Raw genomic sequence first — 15,301 nt, forward strand, 5'->3', positions numbered from 1 at the left:
CCAGTCGGATGACTGGGGCCTAGTGGCTAAGCTCCCCCAACTGGACTCGAACCAGTAACCCTGCGATTAACAGTCGCATGCTCTGCCAATTGAGCTATGGGGGAATGTTCGGTTGTTCTCGCCTGTCAGGCTTGGTTCCTCCTGACAGTGGGTAACTCTACATGAGCCGCGGAAGGGGTTTTTCAAGGACCCCCCACTTGGCGGCAGCACAGGCTCTGACCAGGCACGATGCGAGAGGAGACGCCACATGAAGGGCATCTTGGTGGGTGCGGCGATCGGCTACGTGCTCGGCGCGAAGGCCGGCCGGGAGCGTTACGACCAGATCGTGCGCCTCTGGCACCGCTTCACCGCCAACCCGACGGTGCGCAAGACGGCGGCCCAGGCCAAGGACAAGGCGTTCGAAGCCGCAGTTCAGGCCAAGGACAAGGCCACGGACGTTGCGGAGAAGGCGGCGGAGAAGGCTCCCTGGCGCCACCAGGAGGAGACCAACGGCAAGATCTCCACTCCCCCGATGACGCCCCGGAGGTGACGCGCTTCACACCTGGGCGACCGCGAAGATCCGCCTGAAAGGGAACCAAGTGGTGCCGTCGGCTCGCTGCGGGTACGCCTCGCGCAGCCGCGGCGCCAGTTCCGCCACATAGGCGTCCCAGTCCGTTGAGGACAGTGCTGCCCGCACGGGCCGCAAAGCCGTGCCGCTCACCCATTCGAGTACCGGATCCGGGCCGGACAACCGTTGCACGTACGTGGTCTCCCACACGTCCGCGACGGCGCAGTCGCCGAGCAGGTCCGCGTACTCGACAGGGGCCAGAACCGGTTTCTCCGCACGGAAGACGTGCGCCAACCCCTCTCCCGCCACCTCGCGGATCAGGCGGTGCGAAGCGTCCGCGTAGTTGCCGGGGACCTGGAACGCGAGCCACGCTCCGGACGGCAGCGCGCCGACCCACTTCGACACGATCGAGGGATGTGACGCGACCCACTGGAGGACCGCGTTCGACACCACGACATCGGTGTCCGGCAACGGTTCCCACGTCGTCACGTCGTCCACCCGAGCGTCGATCCCGGCCGCACGCGCCGCCTCGACCATCTCCGGGGACGAGTCGAACGCCTCGACCACCGCGGAAGGCCACCGCTCGGACAGCGACGAGGTCAGGTTGCCGGGCCCGCAGCCCACGTCGACGACACGACGAGGCTCCGAAGCCCGTACGCGCCCAACGAGTTCATAGAACGGCCTCGCCCGGTGATCGGCGAAGGCCAGGTACTGCGCCGGATCCCACATACGGCTAACAGTACACGCGTACTGCTAGCGCGCAAGCTTCGAAGCGAGCCCCGAGACGGCCTCGCGCACGGCTTCCAAACCCACGCCGGCATCCCCGCGCGCCTGCCACACCACGCCGTCACGGCCCGGGATCTTGCGCTGCAGGACCCACACGCCGGGCGACTCGATGCGCTCCCGCACCCGGATCGACCCCTCGACGCGCTGGCTGATCGCCCGCAACACGCGCCGCGGGTCGTCCAGCGCGAACCGTTGCGCGGGAAGGTCTTCCAGCAGCACGACGGGCCCTTCGACGGAGGCCTCGGCCGCCTCCACGACCCGCAGCACGCCCTCCCACTTCACCTTGCTGATCAGGTGCCAGCCGATCCGCCGCGGCTCGTCACCCGGCACCCACAGCCCCAGCGACGTCACCACGACGTGCCCGCCCGTCTGCACGGGCGCGTGCGCGATCACGGTCTCGTCGTTCTCCAGCGACCCGGTGAAGCCGTCCGGCGCACCGTTGCCGAACAACCGTCGGAACAACCCCACTACAGCACTCCAGCGCTCTGCTGCAGGAGCGCCTTGCGGTACTCCTCCAGCGCCACCAGGTCGCCCCACAGCGCCCGGTACTCGTCGGCGTCCTTGATCGGGGACAGCCGCCGCAACCGCGACTTCACGTCCTCGACCTGCTTGCCGACCTGGACCTCCTGCAACCGCGCGATGACCATCGACACGTAGCGGAACTCGTCGTTCTGCTTGACCGCCAGCGGTTCCACCGCGAGCTCGGTCATCACCGACCGCACCGACGCGTGCGAACACGCCTGCGAGATCGCCTCCAGGTACGCCGAGCCCTCGAGCCCGCAGGACGCGCCACCGGCCGCGCGGATCGCCCGGTGCAGCGCCACGTACGCCGGGTCCGTGAAGGACTCGTCCGGCAGCGAGTCGTACATCGGACCGGCGTACTCGGGCAGCCGGAGCGCGATCTTGAGCACCTCGCGTTCGGGCACCAGCCGGGGATCGCGCGGGTTCGGCCGGGGCGGGCCGTCGACCTCGACGCCCAGCGCCATCTGGTTCGGGTCGGCGCGCTGGGTGGCGACCGGCGCCTTGCCGCCGGAGACCTGGCGGACCCGGCGGACGACCATCGCCTCGTCGTCCCAGCCCACCCACCACGCCAGCCGCGTCGCGTAGCCGTCGCGCTTGGCCCTGTCCTTGATCTGCGCGACGAACGGCACCATCTTCTTCAGCGCCTCGACGCGGCCGTCCACGGAGTCGAGGTCGTAGGACTTGAGCTGGGCCTTGATCGCGAACTCGATCAACGGGATGCGCCGCGCGACCAGGTCGCGCACCGCCACGTCGCCCTTGGCCTGCCGCAGCTCGCACGGGTCCATGCCGTCCGGCGCGACCGCGATGTAGGTCTGCGCGGAGAAGTGCTGCTCCCCGTCGAACGCCTTCAGCGCGGCCTTCTGGCCCGCCTCGTCGCCGTCGAAGGTGAAGATGACCTCGCCGTTCACGTCGTCGTCGATCAGGAGCCTGCGCAGCACGTTCATGTGGTCCGTGCCGAACGCCGTGCCGCACGAGGCGACCGCTGTCGGCACGCCGGCCAGGTGCATGGCCATCACGTCGGTGTAGCCCTCGACGATGACCGCCTGCTTGCGCTTGGCGATCTCGCGCTTGGCCTGGTCGAGCCCGAACAGCACCTGCGACTTCTTGTAGATCATCGACTCGCTGGTGTTGAGGTACTTCGCCTGGATCGGGTCGTCGTCGAAGATCCGCCGCGCGCCGAAGCCGACGACGTCGCCGCTGATCTCCTTGATGGGCCACAGCAACCGCCGGTGGAACCGGTCGATCGGCCCCTGGCGGCCCTCCTTGGTGAGCTGCGACTTGATCAGCTCCTGCAGCTCGAACCCGCGGCCGAGCAGGTGCTTCGTCAGCTTGTCCCAGCCGCCGGGCGCGAACCCGCAGCCGAACTGGCGTGCGGCGGCCTCGTCGAAGCCGCGCTCGGCCAGGAACTCCCGCGCCGCCTGCGCGTCGGGCGTCGCGAGCTGCTCGGCGTAGTACTCGGCGGCCGCCTTGTGCGCCTCGATGAGCCTGCCGCGCGTGCCGCGGTCGCGCTGGATCGTGGCGCCGCCGCCCTCGTAGGTCAGCTGGATGCCCACCCGGTCCGCGAGCCGCTCGACGGCCTCCACGAACGACAGGTGCTCGACCTTCATCACGAAGGCGATCACGTCGCCGCCCTCGCCGCAGCCGAAGCAGTGGAACGTGCCGTGCGACGGGCGCACGTTGAACGACGGCGACTTCTCGTCGTGGAACGGGCACAACCCCTTGAGTGCGCCGCCGCCGGCCCGCTTCAGCGAGACCTGGTCACCGACGACCTCGTCGATACGGCTGCGCTCACGCACCAATGCGATGTCGCTCTCCCTGATGCGTCCTGCCACGCCTTGGAGTCTAATGCCCTGGCAAACTGCCAACCGTGACCACCGCCGACGTCTTCGGACTCCACCGGACGCACCTGATCGGCGTCGCCTACCGGCTGACCGGCAGTTTCGCCGACGCTGAGGACGCCGTGCAGGAGGCGTGGCCGCGGTTCGCGAAGGCCGAGGGCGTGCAGGACCCGCGCGGCTGGCTCACGACCGTCGTCAGCCGCATCTGCCTCGACCGGCTGCGCTCCGCCGCCGTGCGCCGCGAGACGTACGTGGGCTCGTGGCTGCCCGAGCCGCTGCTCACGACCGGCGAGGACGACCCGCTGGCGAGCGTGGTGCAGTCCGACGGAGTGCGGATGGCCGCGCTGGTGGTGCTCGACAGGCTCACGCCGCACCAGCGCGTCGCGTTCGTGCTGCACGACGCGTTCTCCTTGCCGTTCAACGAGATCGCCGACGTGCTGCAGGTCTCGGAGGCCGCCGCGCGCAAGCACGCCTCCCGCGCCCGCAAGGCCGTCGCGGACGCCGATCCGCCGCCCCGCGCCGCGCTGGCCGAGCAGCAGGAGGTGCTGGAGAAGTTCCTGCGCGCCATGGCGAACGGGGACATCGACGGCGTGCTCGAGCTGCTGCACCCCGACGCGGTGATGATCGGCGACGGTGGTGGCAAGGTGCGCACGGCGGTCAACACGGTCTCCGGAGCGGACAAGGTCGCTCGCTTCTTCCTCGGCCTGATGCGCAAGTACGGCTACCCGGAGGAGCACCGGCCGATGTTCGTCAACGGCGAACTGGGTGTGCTCATGCCCGCGTACGGCGAGGTGACCGCGCGTGTGACGGCGTTCACCGTGCACGAGGGCAAGGTCAAGGCCGTCTACGACATCGCGAACCCGGACAAGCTGACCCACGTGGCGTTCTGACCGGGGTTTTGGTCTGGACCGCAACTGGAACCGGGATCGTTCCGTGGCTAACGTTCGGGCCGCTGGTCCAGCCCAAGCCCCCTGCCGCGGGTTGCAACCACCGGAGTCCGAAACATGCCCGAACACGACATCCCCTCACGCCGGGCCTTCCTGGCGACCGGTGCGGCCGCTGTGGTCGCACTGACCGCCGCCGGCGCCACCACGGCGCGCAGCGCGCCCCTTCCCCTGACCCCGACCTGCGTCGATGACGACGACACCCCGTCGGTCATCGAAGGTCCCTACTTCAAGCGGAACTCCCCGCAGCGCACGAACCTGCGCACGCCCGGCGTCACCGGGATCGTGCTCAGCATCACCGGGTTCGTCTACAACATGAAGTGCCAGCCGATCGCCAACGCACTGCTGGACTTCTGGCAGGCGGACGACCGGGGCGTGTACGACAACACCACGTACAAGATGCGCGGCCACCAGTTCAGCAACGCCTCCGGCGCGTACGTGCTGGAAACGATCGTGCCCAAGGACTATCCGGGCCGCACACCCCACATCCATGTCAAGGCCCAGCCTCGCGGCGGCCGGATCCTCACCTCGCAGCTGTTCTTCCCGGACAACCTCAGGGCGTACGGGATGAACGTTCCCTACCTCAACCGGCGCGACGCCTACCTCAACCGCGAGTGCGAGGTCGAGCTCGGCCCGCTCGTCGGCAACCGCTACACCGCCAAGTTCGACTTCGTCCTGAACGTCTGACCTACCAACGCAGGCGCAGCAACTTCCCGACGTCACGTAGCTTCGGGATCGCGCTGACGACCTTCATCTGGATCCTGCCGGACCTGGGCAACGCGTCCAGGTGCGGCAGGTCCACGCTGCGCCAGGAGTCCACAGTGGTCAGTCCGGGGCGCAGCGCCTCGATCTCGCGCGGATCGTCGACGCCCCAGTGCAGGGTCGCGCCGGCGTTGCGCACGGCCGGCACGAGCTTCTGCAGCTTGATCCCCCACGGGCCGTAGACGTCGAACAGCAGCTCACCGCTGGAGAACCGGCTGGTGATCCTGCTGATCAACGCATGCCCCTCCGCCTGCGTGAGGTACATCGACAGCCCCTCGAACACGGCGACGACCGGCCTGTCCGCGGGTACTTCGGCGAGCCACCAGTCCTCGGTGACCGAGGACGCCACGAGCCGGTAGTCACCTCGCGGCACGGGCAGGAGCTTGTGCCGCAACGCGACGACGTCCGGCATGTCGACGTCGACCCACCGCACGGTGTCCGGGCGTTCGATCCGGTGCGCGCGGGTGTCCAGCCCGCAGGCCAGGTGAAGCACCGTGCAGGACGGGGTGCGCCGCAGGAACTCGCGCGTCCAGTCGTCGAGCACCCTGCCCCGGATGGCGACGCCGACCGCGCTGGTCGTGTTCATCCCGGTCTTGGCGAAGTCGTAGTCGATGCGGTCCACGGCGCGCTTGGCCTCGTCGTCGTGCAGCACGGACGCGGGGCGCTCGCTGTCGAGCGCCCGGCCGTACAGCGTGGCGAGCATGGTCTCCTGCGCACCTGTCAGGGTGATCTTCTCCACGTCACACCGTCTCGCCCCGGCGGATCACGTAGGTGAAGCTCTCCCAGTCGTCACCGGCCATGTCGTCGGGAACGATGCTGACGACCTGCGAGCCGCAGTGCGCGAAGAGCAGCCGCACGAGGTTCGTGTCGACGCCGAACATCTCGATACCGCCGTCCTTGCGCTGGTGGGGCGCCTGGTGGGCCTCGATGACGACCTCCTTCCCAGCCCCGGACGGGGACGCGACGGCGTCCTGCACCACGGTCACCCGCGTCCGGGCCGGCGTGCTGCCGACCGCGGCCCACCAGGTGACGGCCTCCTGCACGACGTCCAGTTCAAGGTGGTACTCCCCGGTCTCCTGCGGTGCGACGACCTCCAGCTCCACCTCGGCGGTGGCACCGGGTGCGAGGTCGTGCGGCAGGTCGGCGCGGCCGTCGTCCCAGGTGACCGGCTCGTGGCCCTTGAGCCAGTGGTTGCCGAGCCTGATCAGCTGGCCGGACGGCCAGGTGTGCGCGCTGACGTTGGTGAGCCGGGCCCGCACGGTCACGGTCTGACCGACACCGATGGGAGTGGGCACGTCGATCAGCTCGATGCTCGCGCGCATGCCCTTCACGGACAGCTCCTCGCGCCTGGTGGGTCGGCAGGGGAGCTGGAACACGAGCACCCCGCCCGGCCGGACGACCCGCTGCAGTTCGAGCAGGGCCTGCACCTGCAGGGCTGGCGGCGAGTGCTGGAGGGAGATGAGGCTGAGCGCGGAGTCGAACGACTCGTCGTCGAAGGGCAGCCGGTACCCGTCGTAGGCGACGAAGCTGATCCGGTCGGGGAACTGGTTGATCCGGTTCGCCTCGTCGACCATCGACTGCGCGACGTCGACGCCCACGACCTCGTGCACGTGCGCGGCGAGCGCGTTGGACAGGCGTCCGGCGCCGCACCCGAGGTCGATCACCCGTTCCCCGAACGACAGCCCGGCCTCGTCGACGAGCTTGCGCACCGACGCGATGGGCCCCGTCGCGGTGGCGAGGAACTCGCCGAGCTCCCACCCGCCGTTGCGCCGGTCCGGATCGGTGAGCACCGCCCACAGCGGGTCGACCCGCCCGAGGTCCTCCCACGTGGTCTTGAATCGATCGACCGGCATGCCGCTACTCCCCAGGTGCTTGGCGTGGTCCGCGGACGGACTCTATCTGCCCCGGCTCGCTCCGCGTGCGCGATCGGAGCGTCTAGGCCAGTGGCACGCGGCAGGCGTCACCACTGGTGAAACCCTGGTCCCTGATGTCGAACGCGCTGTTGAACCGGGCCCGCTGGTTCTCCAGCGCGACCTGGTAGGTCAGCGCGACGAGTTCCTTGCGCCCCAGCAGCTCCTCCAGCTCGGCGACCTGCTCGTCGGTGACGGCGACGGGCGTCTCGGTCATCGCGTCGGCGTAGGCGAGCGCCTTGCGTTCGAGGTCGGTGAACAGCGGCGACGTGGCGTACGAGTCGATGTGCTTGAGGCGCTCGACGTCGAGGCCGCCGTGCTTCATCAGCATCGCGCCGAAGTCGACGCACCACGAACAGCCCAGCTTCACCGCCGTGCGGTAGACGCACAGCTCGAACAACGGCCCGTGGATCGCCTTCTTGACCGCCAGCTCGTGCCGGCCGCTCGCCATCAGCAGCTTCGGGTGGTGTGCCATCACCGTGACGGGCTCCGGCACCGCTCCGAACTCACGCCGCGCGAACCAGTACACGGCCTTGAGCAGCAGGCCCGTGTTCTTCTTGGTGACTCCCTTGATCCTCGTCATGCTCCATGGACGAGGCGGCCCGCCAGAACGTGACACCTTTGGGTGACTGGGGCGCGAGCCGGTCTACTCATAGGGTCCCTGCATGAGCAACGACTTCGTGCTGGACATCGATCACGAGTCGGCCGGCCTGCTGGCGGGAACGCTGCTGGCAGGCGACTCGTGTGCGGTTCCGGTGCGGCACCAGAACGTCAAGCTGCTGCTGTGCGCGCTGCCCGGTGAGGACGGCATGAGGCTGTTCCTGCGCCGCAACACGCCTTAGCGGTCATAAACGGCCACGTATTCCATGAGCACATCGCGCGACTTCTCGTTGTCGAGCGCGACGGCGTGCATGCGCTGAAAGACGGCAACGGCCCGTTCGACGGTCGCCTCGTCGCTGGCGAGCGTCCAGTTCGCGAGGTAGACCAGCGGCGGCTCGTGCTCGTACTGGACGAGCGCGTAGTCGAGCCCGACCGCCGCCGCCCCGCCCGCGCTGGCCGGCACGATCCGGATCGACGGCGCGTGGAACAGCAGGTGCAGGACCTGGTCCTCCATCAGCCGGTTGCCGCCGACGACGGTGCGCAGCGCGTACTCGTGGATGAAGAACACGCACTGCGGTAACACGCCGTCGCGTTGCAGCTCCGGCGTCGGCGCGAACCCCAGTGCTCTGGCCAGCGCCTTCGCGTAGCACTCGGTTCTGAGCAGGACGGGAATGGTGACGCCGCTGAAGCACGTGATCTGGGTGGCGCCCGCTGCGGCGAGCACGACGAGTTGCTCACCTGCACCGTGCTGGGTCATGCGTGGAACGGTAAGGCCAAGATCATGATCTCGCCGTGCGAAACGCGCGCTCCACAGGGCGAATGCTGCCGGAAATGATTACGGAGTGGCTACCTGTGCCAGGAAGTAGATCGCACCCGACCGCGCATGCCGGACCGCGACCAGGAACGGCCGGTCGATGTTCACGACGATCGGGTCCGGTCCTGGCCCCGACCTTCCCCTGGACATGACCACCGCGGTCGCGGCAGCGCCCTCCAGGCCCTTCTCGTCGAGGCGGAGCACGGCCTCGTGGATCATCTCGCTGACCGTCAGCGGGTCCGGCGAGAGCCTGCCGAGGTCGGCCTCGGGAGTGAACATCGTGCCCGCACCGAGCCGCTTCAGCGTGTCCCGCAGCTCGAACTTCTCCCGAACGTCCACTTTGGGCAGTGACAGCTCGACCGAGGTGGTGTCGCTCACGTCGAACGCGGACGGGGGCAGCGGTTGCTCCAGCGACTCGTCCGGCAGCAGCACCAGCGCCTCCACCACCGGCCCGGCGGGCAACGCAATCGTCTGCCAGCCGTCGGTCCTGGCGTAGCCGAGCTCGGCGGTCGTCTTCATGGTCGGCACCTCGACGTCGCCGCCGGGAGCGTGGAACACCCTCGGCTTGGTCTTGTGGGCCTTGAACGCGGTCGTCCAGCTCGCCTTGAGGTAGAGGGCGTTGACGATGACCGCCCCGTCGAATTCCAGGCCTGCGGGCAGCAGTTCGGGGATCAGGCCGCGGGTCGTCTCGGCGACGTCGGCGTTGACGAGCTTGCGCACGGTCTTGGCATCGGAGAAGTCCGCACGCCGCACCGAGGACGTCAACGAGAAGTCCGGGTTCAGCGGCAGGCCGTCGTCGGCCCACAGCGTGTTCGCGACGGCCAGGTTTCGGACGTGCGGCGCGGCCCGCGGGTCGAACCCGTCGAGCAGCAGGTCGAGCTCCTCACGGGTCGCGCCCCGGGCAGCCTCCCGGACCAGCGCGAGCGCACTGGCGACGGAGAACGGCGACCAGCACGCGTTCGCGTCGGGATCAGGAACGGCGACGCGGTGGAGGTCCAGCGCGAAGGTGGTCAGATCGCTCACGGGTGGGCGACCTGCGCCAGGAAGTAGATCGCACCGGACCGCGCGTGCCGGACGGCTACGAGGAACGGCCGGTCGACGGTCACGACGATCGGGGCCACCGGGATCTCCATCGACACCGTGCGGAACGTGACGGCGGTGGCCGCCGCGCCTTCGAGGCCTTCCTCGTCCAGGCGCAGCACGGCCTCGTGCACGACGTCGTCCACGAACATCCGCTCGTCCGGCGAGAGGCCGGAGAAGTCGGCGTCGCGCGCGAACATCCTCTCGACTCCCTGCTGCCGCAACGTGTCCTTGAGGGTGAACTTCGCCCGTACGTCCACTTTGGGCATGGAGAGCTCGAGCCGGGTGAAGTCCTGCGCGGTCAGCACGGACCGGCTCAGCGGCTGCTCCAGCGACTCGTCCGGCAGCAGGACCACGGCCTCGACACCGGAGTCGGCGGGCAGCACGATCGTCTGCCAGCCGTCGTGGCGGGCGTAGCGGAACTTCTCGGTGACCTTCATCGTCGGTACGTCCACGTCGCCGCCGGGCGCGTGGAACGGTTTCGCGGCGGTCTCCCAGGCGGAGAACGCGTTGAGCCAGCCGACCTTGAGGTACAGGGCGTTCACGATGATCGCGGCGGCGTCCGGCGGCGGCGGATCCGTCAGCAGTTCGGTGATGAGGCCGCGGGTGGTCTCGGCGACGTCGGTGTTGACCAGCTTGCGGACGGTCGCGGGGTCGGAGAACGCGGTGCGCCGCACGGAGCCGGCGAGGGAGAAGCCGGGGTCGATAGTCAGGTCGTCGTCGGCCCACAACGTGTTCGCGACGGACAGTTCGGGGACGTCGAGCGCGTCGGAGGCGTCGAAGTCCCCGAGCAGGTCGTCGAGTTCCGTGCGGGTCTCGCCGCGCGCGGCCTCGCGGGCCAAAGCCAGCGCACTGGCCACGGAGAAGGGCGACCAGCACGCGTTCGCGGACGGATCAGGGACGGCGACGCGGTGCAGGTTCAGGGCGAAGTCGGCCTGGTCGGTCACGGAAGCACTCCCCTAACGGCGTGGACCTGGCGGTGACCGGCGGTCCCGTTCATCCGCCGCGACCTCGAACCTACGCCGATGCGCGGTGCCAGGCCACGGCCTGCGCGTCGGTGAGCAGCGCGACCTGGTCGATGACGACACGAAGCCTTGCGGCGTAAGAGGAAGCAGCCGCGAACACCGGGCGGAACGCGGGGTCGAGCAACGTCGGGCGCTCCATCAGGCGGCCGGCGAGGCCGGTGATCAGGTCGCGTTGCTCCGCCTGCATGGCCAGGCGCGCCGGGTCGCTCATCACGTACCGGACGGCCATCGCCTTGAGCAGCGCCACCTCCGCCGCGACCTGCGTCGGGACCTCCAGCGAGGCGTTGTACCTCGTCAGCGCCCCGTCGCCATGCACGGCACGGGTCGCGGTGACGGCGGCGGAGGCGAAGCGGCCGACCAGTTCGCTGGTGAGGTTCTTCAACGCCACCTGCGCGCCCAGCGAGCCGTCGTACTCGCGGTCGGTCCAGTACGCGATCACCGGTAGCTTCAGCAGTTCCTCGGCGGTGGCCTCGAGCGTCGCGACGGACTCGTCGGAGAACGTCTTCGCGGCGAGCGACGCGATGGCACCGCGTTCGTCGGGACGGGCCAGCGCGCCGAGGCTGATGCGGTGGGCCAGCACGCCGTCCTCGACGTCGTGGACGGAGTACGCCACGTCGTCGGACCAGTCCATGACCTGTGCCTCGATGCACCGCTCACGGTCCGGTGCGCCCGCACGCATCCACTCGAACACTTCGAGGTCGTCGTCGTACACGCCGAACTTCACGGTGCCGGGCGTGCGCTTCCACGGGTACTTCGTGGACGCGTCGAGCACGGCGCGCGTGAGGTTCAGGCCGTGCGCGGTCTTCGGTTCGAGGCGCGCGAGGATGCGGAACGTCTGCGCGTTGCCCTCGAAGCCACCGCACGGGCCCGCGAGCTCGTTCAGCGCCCTCTCGCCGTTGTGGCCGAACGGCGGATGCCCGATGTCGTGCGCGAGACCGGCCGTGTCGACGATGTCGGGATCGCAGCCCAGTTCCTCACCGATGCCGCGGCCGATCTGCGCGACCTCCAGCGAGTGCGTGAGGCGCGTGCGCGGCACACCGGTGACCTCGGAGCCCTCACCGGGGCCGACGACCTGGGTCTTGCCGGCGAGCCTGCGCAACGCGGCGGAGTGCAGCACACGGGCCCGGTCACGGGAGAACGGCGTGCGCGTGTCGGTGCGGGCACCCGGCAGCGCTGCGCTCTTGGGCTCTTCGGGGAGCATGCGCTCCGTGTCGTGGCCGGTGTATCCCATCAGCCGATTTTAGGGAGCTTGAGCTCGTCGAACACGCCGGCGTGCGCCTTCATCAGGCGGTAGTAGAGCAAGGCTCCGGTCTCGCGCTTGATGTAGAACCACTGCGTCCCGCGCGTCTGCACGTTCGGGCCGCTTCGGGTCGGGGACGTCCACGCCTGCAGACCGGCGTCCTCCGCCATCGTGCGGGCGCGCAGCGAGTGCCACGGATCGCTGACGATCACGGCCGTCTTCAGGTCGCGTTCCCTCGCGACCGACGCGACGGCCCGCAGCGACCCGAGCGTGTCCGCGCCCTCGCCGACCTGCAGCACCCTGTCCTCCGGCACACCGCGCTTGACCAGCCACAACTTGCCGACCTGGCCCTCGGTGAAGTTGTCACCGGGCTGACGGCCGCCGGTCGTGGCGATGTAGCTGACCACGCCCTCCTCGTAGAGCCCGAGCGCGTGCTCCAGGCGTGCCGCGAGCACGTCGGACGGGACGCCGTTGTACTGCGCGGCGCCGAGGACGATCGCCATGTCGGCCTTCGTCCAGTCGTCCACGCGCGCGACCTGCCAGACGCGGAACGCCGTGCCACCGCCCACGAGCATGCCGATGACCAGCGCCCCGAAAACGAGGCGCAACACGATTCGGCGAATCCTGGCGAGTGGTTTCAGCGGCGTGGTTCGCACACCACGCATGCTCCCAGACCGCACGGGTGTCGCGTTGACGCCCCTGCGAGGATCATCGTCATGCCTGCTGAGCAGCCCACCATCCTCGCGACGTCCGGAGGTCTGCGCTCCGGCAGCAGGACCTTCCTCGAGTTCAACAAGTTGATTCACTTCGCCCTGGACCTGTCCGGCGTGGACGGCCGCACACCGCGCCTGTGCCACGTCGGCACCGCCGGGGGCGACCAGCGGGCCATGAACGCGAACATGGCGGAGGCGGGCCGGGTCGCGGGCGTCGACGTGTCGGTGCTGAACCTCTTCACGATGCCGCCGACCGACGACCTCGAGGACTACGTGCTGTCCCACGACGTCATCTGGGTGGGCGGTGGCTCGGTGGCGAACCTGCTCGCGGTGTGGGAGGTGCACGGGCTGGGCGCTGTCTTCCGCACGGCGTGGGAGGCCGGCGTGGTGCTCAGCGGCGTCTCGGCGGGCTCGATCTGCTGGCACGCGGGCGGCGCCACGGACTCGTTCGGCCCGGACCTCCGGATCGTGACGAACGGCCTGGGCTTCCTGCCCTACGGCAACGGCGTGCACTACGACTCGGAGGAGCAGCGCCGCCCGAAGATCCACGCGGCGGTGGCCGCCGGAGTGCTGCCGAAGACGTACTGCACCGACGACGGCGCCGGTCTGCTCTACCGCGGCACCGAACTCGTCGAGGCGGTGACGGAACGGCCGGGTTCCGGCGCATACGTGGTGGTCAGGGACGATTCTTCAGGAACCGCACAGGAGGAAAAGCTCGACACCCGGCTCCTGTGAGGCGGAACTTGGAAGTGTGCGCTGGGCCCTGATCCTCTTCCTCGTGGCGGCCGTGTTCGCCATCCCGGAGGCGTCGCCGTGCCTGGCGCACGGGAAGCCTTCCGCTGACATCTCGCGCGGTCCTGACGTGCTGGACACCGGCGACGGATCACTGGATCCCGGAGACGCCGGCATGTCGGACACCGGCCAGTCCTCGGCGATGTCCGACATATCAGCCACTGACATGTCGGATGTCGCCGCTGCGGGCGGTGTGTCCGGCGTCGGCGTCGCGGTGCTGGACCTCCAGACGGACCAGGCGGTCTCGGAGCAGGGCGACAAGCCGTTCTACTCGGCGTCGCTGTCGAAGCTGATCCTCGCCGTGGACGCGTTGCAGCAGCAGCTCTCCGACGAGGACCAGGACCTGATCCGCCGCGCGTTGAGCGCGAGCGACGACAACGCCATGGACGTGCTGTGGACGAGGTTCGACGGCGTGGACGCCATCGGCCGCGTCGCCGCCGCAGCGGGCCTCACCGGCACGCACGCGCCGGACGACCCGTCGCAGTGGGGAGAGGTCGTCATCACCGCGAACGACATGGTGCGGCTCTACCAATACATCCTCGGCTCGCCGGCGCGTGACGCGGTCGTCGCGGCCCTGTCGTCCGCCCCCACCACCGCCGCCGACGGCTTCGACCAGGCGTTCGGCCTGCTCGGTGTCACCGGCGTCTACGCCAAGCAGGGCTGGATGTACTACCTGCCGAGCGACGTCTACCTGCACAGCGCGGGTGTGCTCGACGGCCGCTACGCCGTCGCCGTGCTCACCACGAACCCGACCGGTTCCTGGACCACGGCCAGGGAGTCGATCAACGCCGTCACGTCGGCAGTCCTCGCGAAGCTGGGCGTCAACGGCTGACCCTTCTGGCCGGACGCTCCCGCCACGGCCGGTCCCACTCGCCGGTGAACTCGCGCATCACGAGGATCGCGATCACGAGCAGCACCACCGCACCGAAGACCAGCGCACCGAACAACGCCCCCGCGACGCCGGCGCCGGAGGAGAACTCGGAGACGGCGAACCCGGAAGCGGCGAGGACGATGACGTAGTTGCCGACGTTGCGGCGCCGTGCGGAGTAGACGTCCGTCACCCGCGCCAGACTCACCCCGAGCACGACGGGCGTGAGCGTCACCAGCAGACCGACGACCAGCAGCGCCGGCCGGTACAGCGGCATCACGAGCGCCACCGTCATCGCGGACACCGCCAAGGCGAGCCCCACCGTGACGAGCACGGTCCCGAGCACCCTGATCCGCTGCAACGGAACCCCGGCACCGGATTCCGGCACGAGCGGCCCGAAGGCCTCGACGACGGCCTTGTGCACGGCGTAGCTCCGCCACACGACCAATGCGAGCGCACCGAGCGCCGGCACCGAGAGCACTAGCAGGACCACGACCGCGAAGTCCCCAGGCCTCCCCACCGGCTCGGCGCTGAACGCGAACCCGTAGAACAGGTAGAAGACCGCCATCGCGGTGCCCTCCAGCACCACGAACACGTGCCGCAACCGAGCCGCCGACTCCCCGTCGGTGACCCGCATCGCCACCACGCCGCCCGCCACCGCGCACAGGCACACCAGCCCGCCGCTCACGGCCGTGGCCAGGAGCACCTGCGGGTTCCCCACCTCGGTCAGCGCCGAGAACCCCACCACCCAGGCGAGCAGCACCGCCCCCGCCACAGCCTGCCCGCGTTCTCCCGTCATGTCATGGACACGCGGGAACGTCCCATGATGTTGCTCGCGGAGCGAAACCCGCGATCACGGG

The 15,301-nt window shown here is 69.4% G+C and carries 18 protein-coding genes and 1 tRNA gene; 6 read left to right on the forward strand and 13 right to left on the reverse strand.

The window, feature by feature from the left end:
- Positions 1 to 31 precede the first annotated feature (31 nt).
- A tRNA-Asn gene (locus LX88_RS28625) sits at positions 32 to 104 on the reverse strand.
- A 143-nt stretch (positions 105 to 247) separates the two neighbouring features.
- Here LX88_RS28625 and LX88_RS28630 point away from each other — a divergent pair.
- Entirely contained in the window at positions 248 to 529 is a 282-nt protein-coding gene (locus LX88_RS28630; protein WP_258950862.1) for a YtxH domain-containing protein, read from the forward strand.
- Positions 530 to 535: 6 nt separating this feature from the next.
- On the opposite strand, the gene LX88_RS28635 is transcribed toward LX88_RS28630, so the two are convergent.
- The 3 genes from LX88_RS28635 to dnaG are packed head-to-tail and all read right to left on the reverse strand — an operon-like array spanning position 536 to position 3,687.
- Positions 536 to 1,276, reverse strand: a complete 741-nt coding sequence (locus LX88_RS28635) for a trans-aconitate 2-methyltransferase (protein WP_258950863.1) — start codon at positions 1,274 to 1,276, stop codon at positions 536 to 538.
- 24 nt (positions 1,277 to 1,300) lie between these two features.
- On the reverse strand, positions 1,301 to 1,801 hold the full coding sequence (locus LX88_RS28640; protein ID WP_258950864.1) for a hypothetical protein: 501 nt from the start codon (positions 1,799 to 1,801) through the stop codon (positions 1,301 to 1,303).
- On the reverse strand, positions 1,801 to 3,687 hold the full coding sequence (gene dnaG, locus LX88_RS28645; RefSeq protein WP_258950865.1) for a DNA primase: 1,887 nt from the start codon (positions 3,685 to 3,687) through the stop codon (positions 1,801 to 1,803). The genes LX88_RS28640 and dnaG overlap by 1 nt, the downstream gene beginning before the upstream one ends.
- Before the next feature lie 26 nt (positions 3,688 to 3,713).
- On the opposite strand from dnaG, the gene LX88_RS28650 reads away from it, so the two are divergent.
- Complete coding sequence (locus LX88_RS28650) at positions 3,714 to 4,583, forward strand: sigma-70 family RNA polymerase sigma factor (protein WP_372511439.1); 870 nt, start codon at positions 3,714 to 3,716, stop codon at positions 4,581 to 4,583.
- Positions 4,584 to 4,697: 114 nt separating this feature from the next.
- On the forward strand, positions 4,698 to 5,324 hold the full coding sequence (locus tag LX88_RS28655; protein WP_258950867.1) for a dioxygenase family protein: 627 nt from the start codon (positions 4,698 to 4,700) through the stop codon (positions 5,322 to 5,324).
- A gap of 1 nt (position 5,325) precedes the next feature.
- On the opposite strand, the gene LX88_RS28660 is transcribed toward LX88_RS28655, so the two are convergent.
- The 3 genes from LX88_RS28660 to LX88_RS28670 form a co-directional block, all read right to left on the reverse strand.
- Positions 5,326 to 6,138: a class I SAM-dependent methyltransferase gene (locus tag LX88_RS28660; RefSeq protein WP_258950868.1), complete on the reverse strand. Its 813-nt coding sequence runs from the start codon at positions 6,136 to 6,138 to the stop codon at positions 5,326 to 5,328.
- A gap of 1 nt (position 6,139) precedes the next feature.
- A complete protein-coding gene (locus LX88_RS28665; RefSeq protein WP_258950869.1) occupies positions 6,140 to 7,252 on the reverse strand; it encodes a methyltransferase domain-containing protein in 1,113 nt (370 codons plus the stop codon).
- Positions 7,253 to 7,334: 82 nt separating this feature from the next.
- A complete protein-coding gene (locus LX88_RS28670) occupies positions 7,335 to 7,892 on the reverse strand; it encodes a carboxymuconolactone decarboxylase family protein (RefSeq protein ID WP_258950870.1) in 558 nt (185 codons plus the stop codon).
- An 82-nt stretch (positions 7,893 to 7,974) separates the two neighbouring features.
- Here LX88_RS28670 and LX88_RS28675 point away from each other — a divergent pair, with 82 nt between their 5' ends.
- The gene (locus LX88_RS28675) at positions 7,975 to 8,151 is read left to right on the forward strand and encodes a hypothetical protein (protein ID WP_157512840.1); all 177 of its coding nucleotides are present in this window, start codon (positions 7,975 to 7,977) and stop codon (positions 8,149 to 8,151) included.
- Here LX88_RS28675 and LX88_RS28680 read toward each other — a convergent pair.
- From LX88_RS28680 to LX88_RS28700, 5 genes are all read right to left on the reverse strand, one after another.
- Entirely contained in the window at positions 8,148 to 8,666 is a 519-nt protein-coding gene (locus LX88_RS28680) for a Scr1 family TA system antitoxin-like transcriptional regulator (RefSeq protein WP_258950871.1), read from the reverse strand. The genes LX88_RS28675 and LX88_RS28680 overlap by 4 nt on opposite strands.
- 78 nt (positions 8,667 to 8,744) lie before the next feature.
- Positions 8,745 to 9,746: a serpin family protein gene (locus tag LX88_RS28685; RefSeq protein WP_258950872.1), complete on the reverse strand. Its 1,002-nt coding sequence runs from the start codon at positions 9,744 to 9,746 to the stop codon at positions 8,745 to 8,747.
- Positions 9,743 to 10,750 carry a serpin family protein gene (locus LX88_RS28690; RefSeq protein WP_258950873.1) on the reverse strand — a complete coding sequence of 336 codons (1,008 nt, stop codon included), beginning with the start codon at positions 10,748 to 10,750 and terminating at the stop codon, positions 9,743 to 9,745. The genes LX88_RS28685 and LX88_RS28690 overlap by 4 nt, the downstream gene beginning before the upstream one ends.
- 70 nt (positions 10,751 to 10,820) lie before the next feature.
- Positions 10,821 to 12,059, reverse strand: coding sequence for a deoxyguanosinetriphosphate triphosphohydrolase (locus LX88_RS28695; protein ID WP_258950874.1), 1,239 nt, complete (start codon positions 12,057 to 12,059; stop codon positions 10,821 to 10,823).
- A complete protein-coding gene (locus LX88_RS28700; protein ID WP_258950875.1) occupies positions 12,059 to 12,733 on the reverse strand; it encodes a YdcF family protein in 675 nt (224 codons plus the stop codon). The genes LX88_RS28695 and LX88_RS28700 overlap by 1 nt, the downstream gene beginning before the upstream one ends.
- 51 nt (positions 12,734 to 12,784) lie before the next feature.
- Here LX88_RS28700 and LX88_RS28705 point away from each other — a divergent pair, with 51 nt between their 5' ends.
- On the forward strand, positions 12,785 to 13,516 hold the full coding sequence (locus LX88_RS28705; RefSeq protein ID WP_258950876.1) for a Type 1 glutamine amidotransferase-like domain-containing protein: 732 nt from the start codon (positions 12,785 to 12,787) through the stop codon (positions 13,514 to 13,516).
- A 16-nt stretch (positions 13,517 to 13,532) separates the two neighbouring features.
- Positions 13,533 to 14,405, forward strand: a complete 873-nt coding sequence (locus tag LX88_RS28710; protein ID WP_258950877.1) for a serine hydrolase — start codon at positions 13,533 to 13,535, stop codon at positions 14,403 to 14,405.
- Here the strand turns inward: LX88_RS28710 and LX88_RS28715 are convergent.
- On the reverse strand, positions 14,395 to 15,240 hold the full coding sequence (locus tag LX88_RS28715) for a hypothetical protein (protein WP_258950878.1): 846 nt from the start codon (positions 15,238 to 15,240) through the stop codon (positions 14,395 to 14,397). The two genes, LX88_RS28710 and LX88_RS28715, sit on opposite strands and share 11 nt — an antisense overlap.
- Positions 15,241 to 15,301 lie beyond the last annotated feature (61 nt).

Origin of the sequence: Lentzea californiensis (genome assembly GCF_024648825.1) — a bacterium.
GTDB classification, from domain to species: Bacteria; Actinomycetota; Actinomycetes; order Mycobacteriales; family Pseudonocardiaceae; genus Lentzea; species Lentzea californiensis.

What these genes read in the sequence shown, in the direction of transcription:
- LX88_RS28700 (WP_258950875.1), bottom strand. Translation starts at nt 12,733, where the DNA reads ATGCGTGGTGTGCGAACCACGCCGCTGAAACCACTCGCCAGGATTCGC.
- LX88_RS28635 (WP_258950863.1), bottom strand. Translation starts at nt 1,276, where the DNA reads ATGTGGGATCCGGCGCAGTACCTGGCCTTCGCCGATCACCGGGCGAGG.
- LX88_RS28655 (WP_258950867.1), top strand. Translation starts at nt 4,698, where the DNA reads ATGCCCGAACACGACATCCCCTCACGCCGGGCCTTCCTGGCGACCGGT.
- LX88_RS28715 (WP_258950878.1), bottom strand. Translation starts at nt 15,240, where the DNA reads ATGACGGGAGAACGCGGGCAGGCTGTGGCGGGGGCGGTGCTGCTCGCC.
- LX88_RS28680 (WP_258950871.1), bottom strand. Translation starts at nt 8,666, where the DNA reads ATGACCCAGCACGGTGCAGGTGAGCAACTCGTCGTGCTCGCCGCAGCG.
- LX88_RS28675 (WP_157512840.1), top strand. Translation starts at nt 7,975, where the DNA reads ATGAGCAACGACTTCGTGCTGGACATCGATCACGAGTCGGCCGGCCTG.
- LX88_RS28670 (WP_258950870.1), bottom strand. Translation starts at nt 7,892, where the DNA reads ATGACGAGGATCAAGGGAGTCACCAAGAAGAACACGGGCCTGCTGCTC.
- LX88_RS28695 (WP_258950874.1), bottom strand. Translation starts at nt 12,059, where the DNA reads ATGGGATACACCGGCCACGACACGGAGCGCATGCTCCCCGAAGAGCCC.
- LX88_RS28705 (WP_258950876.1), top strand. Translation starts at nt 12,785, where the DNA reads ATGCCTGCTGAGCAGCCCACCATCCTCGCGACGTCCGGAGGTCTGCGC.
- LX88_RS28630 (WP_258950862.1), top strand. Translation starts at nt 248, where the DNA reads ATGAAGGGCATCTTGGTGGGTGCGGCGATCGGCTACGTGCTCGGCGCG.
- LX88_RS28665 (WP_258950869.1), bottom strand. Translation starts at nt 7,252, where the DNA reads ATGCCGGTCGATCGATTCAAGACCACGTGGGAGGACCTCGGGCGGGTC.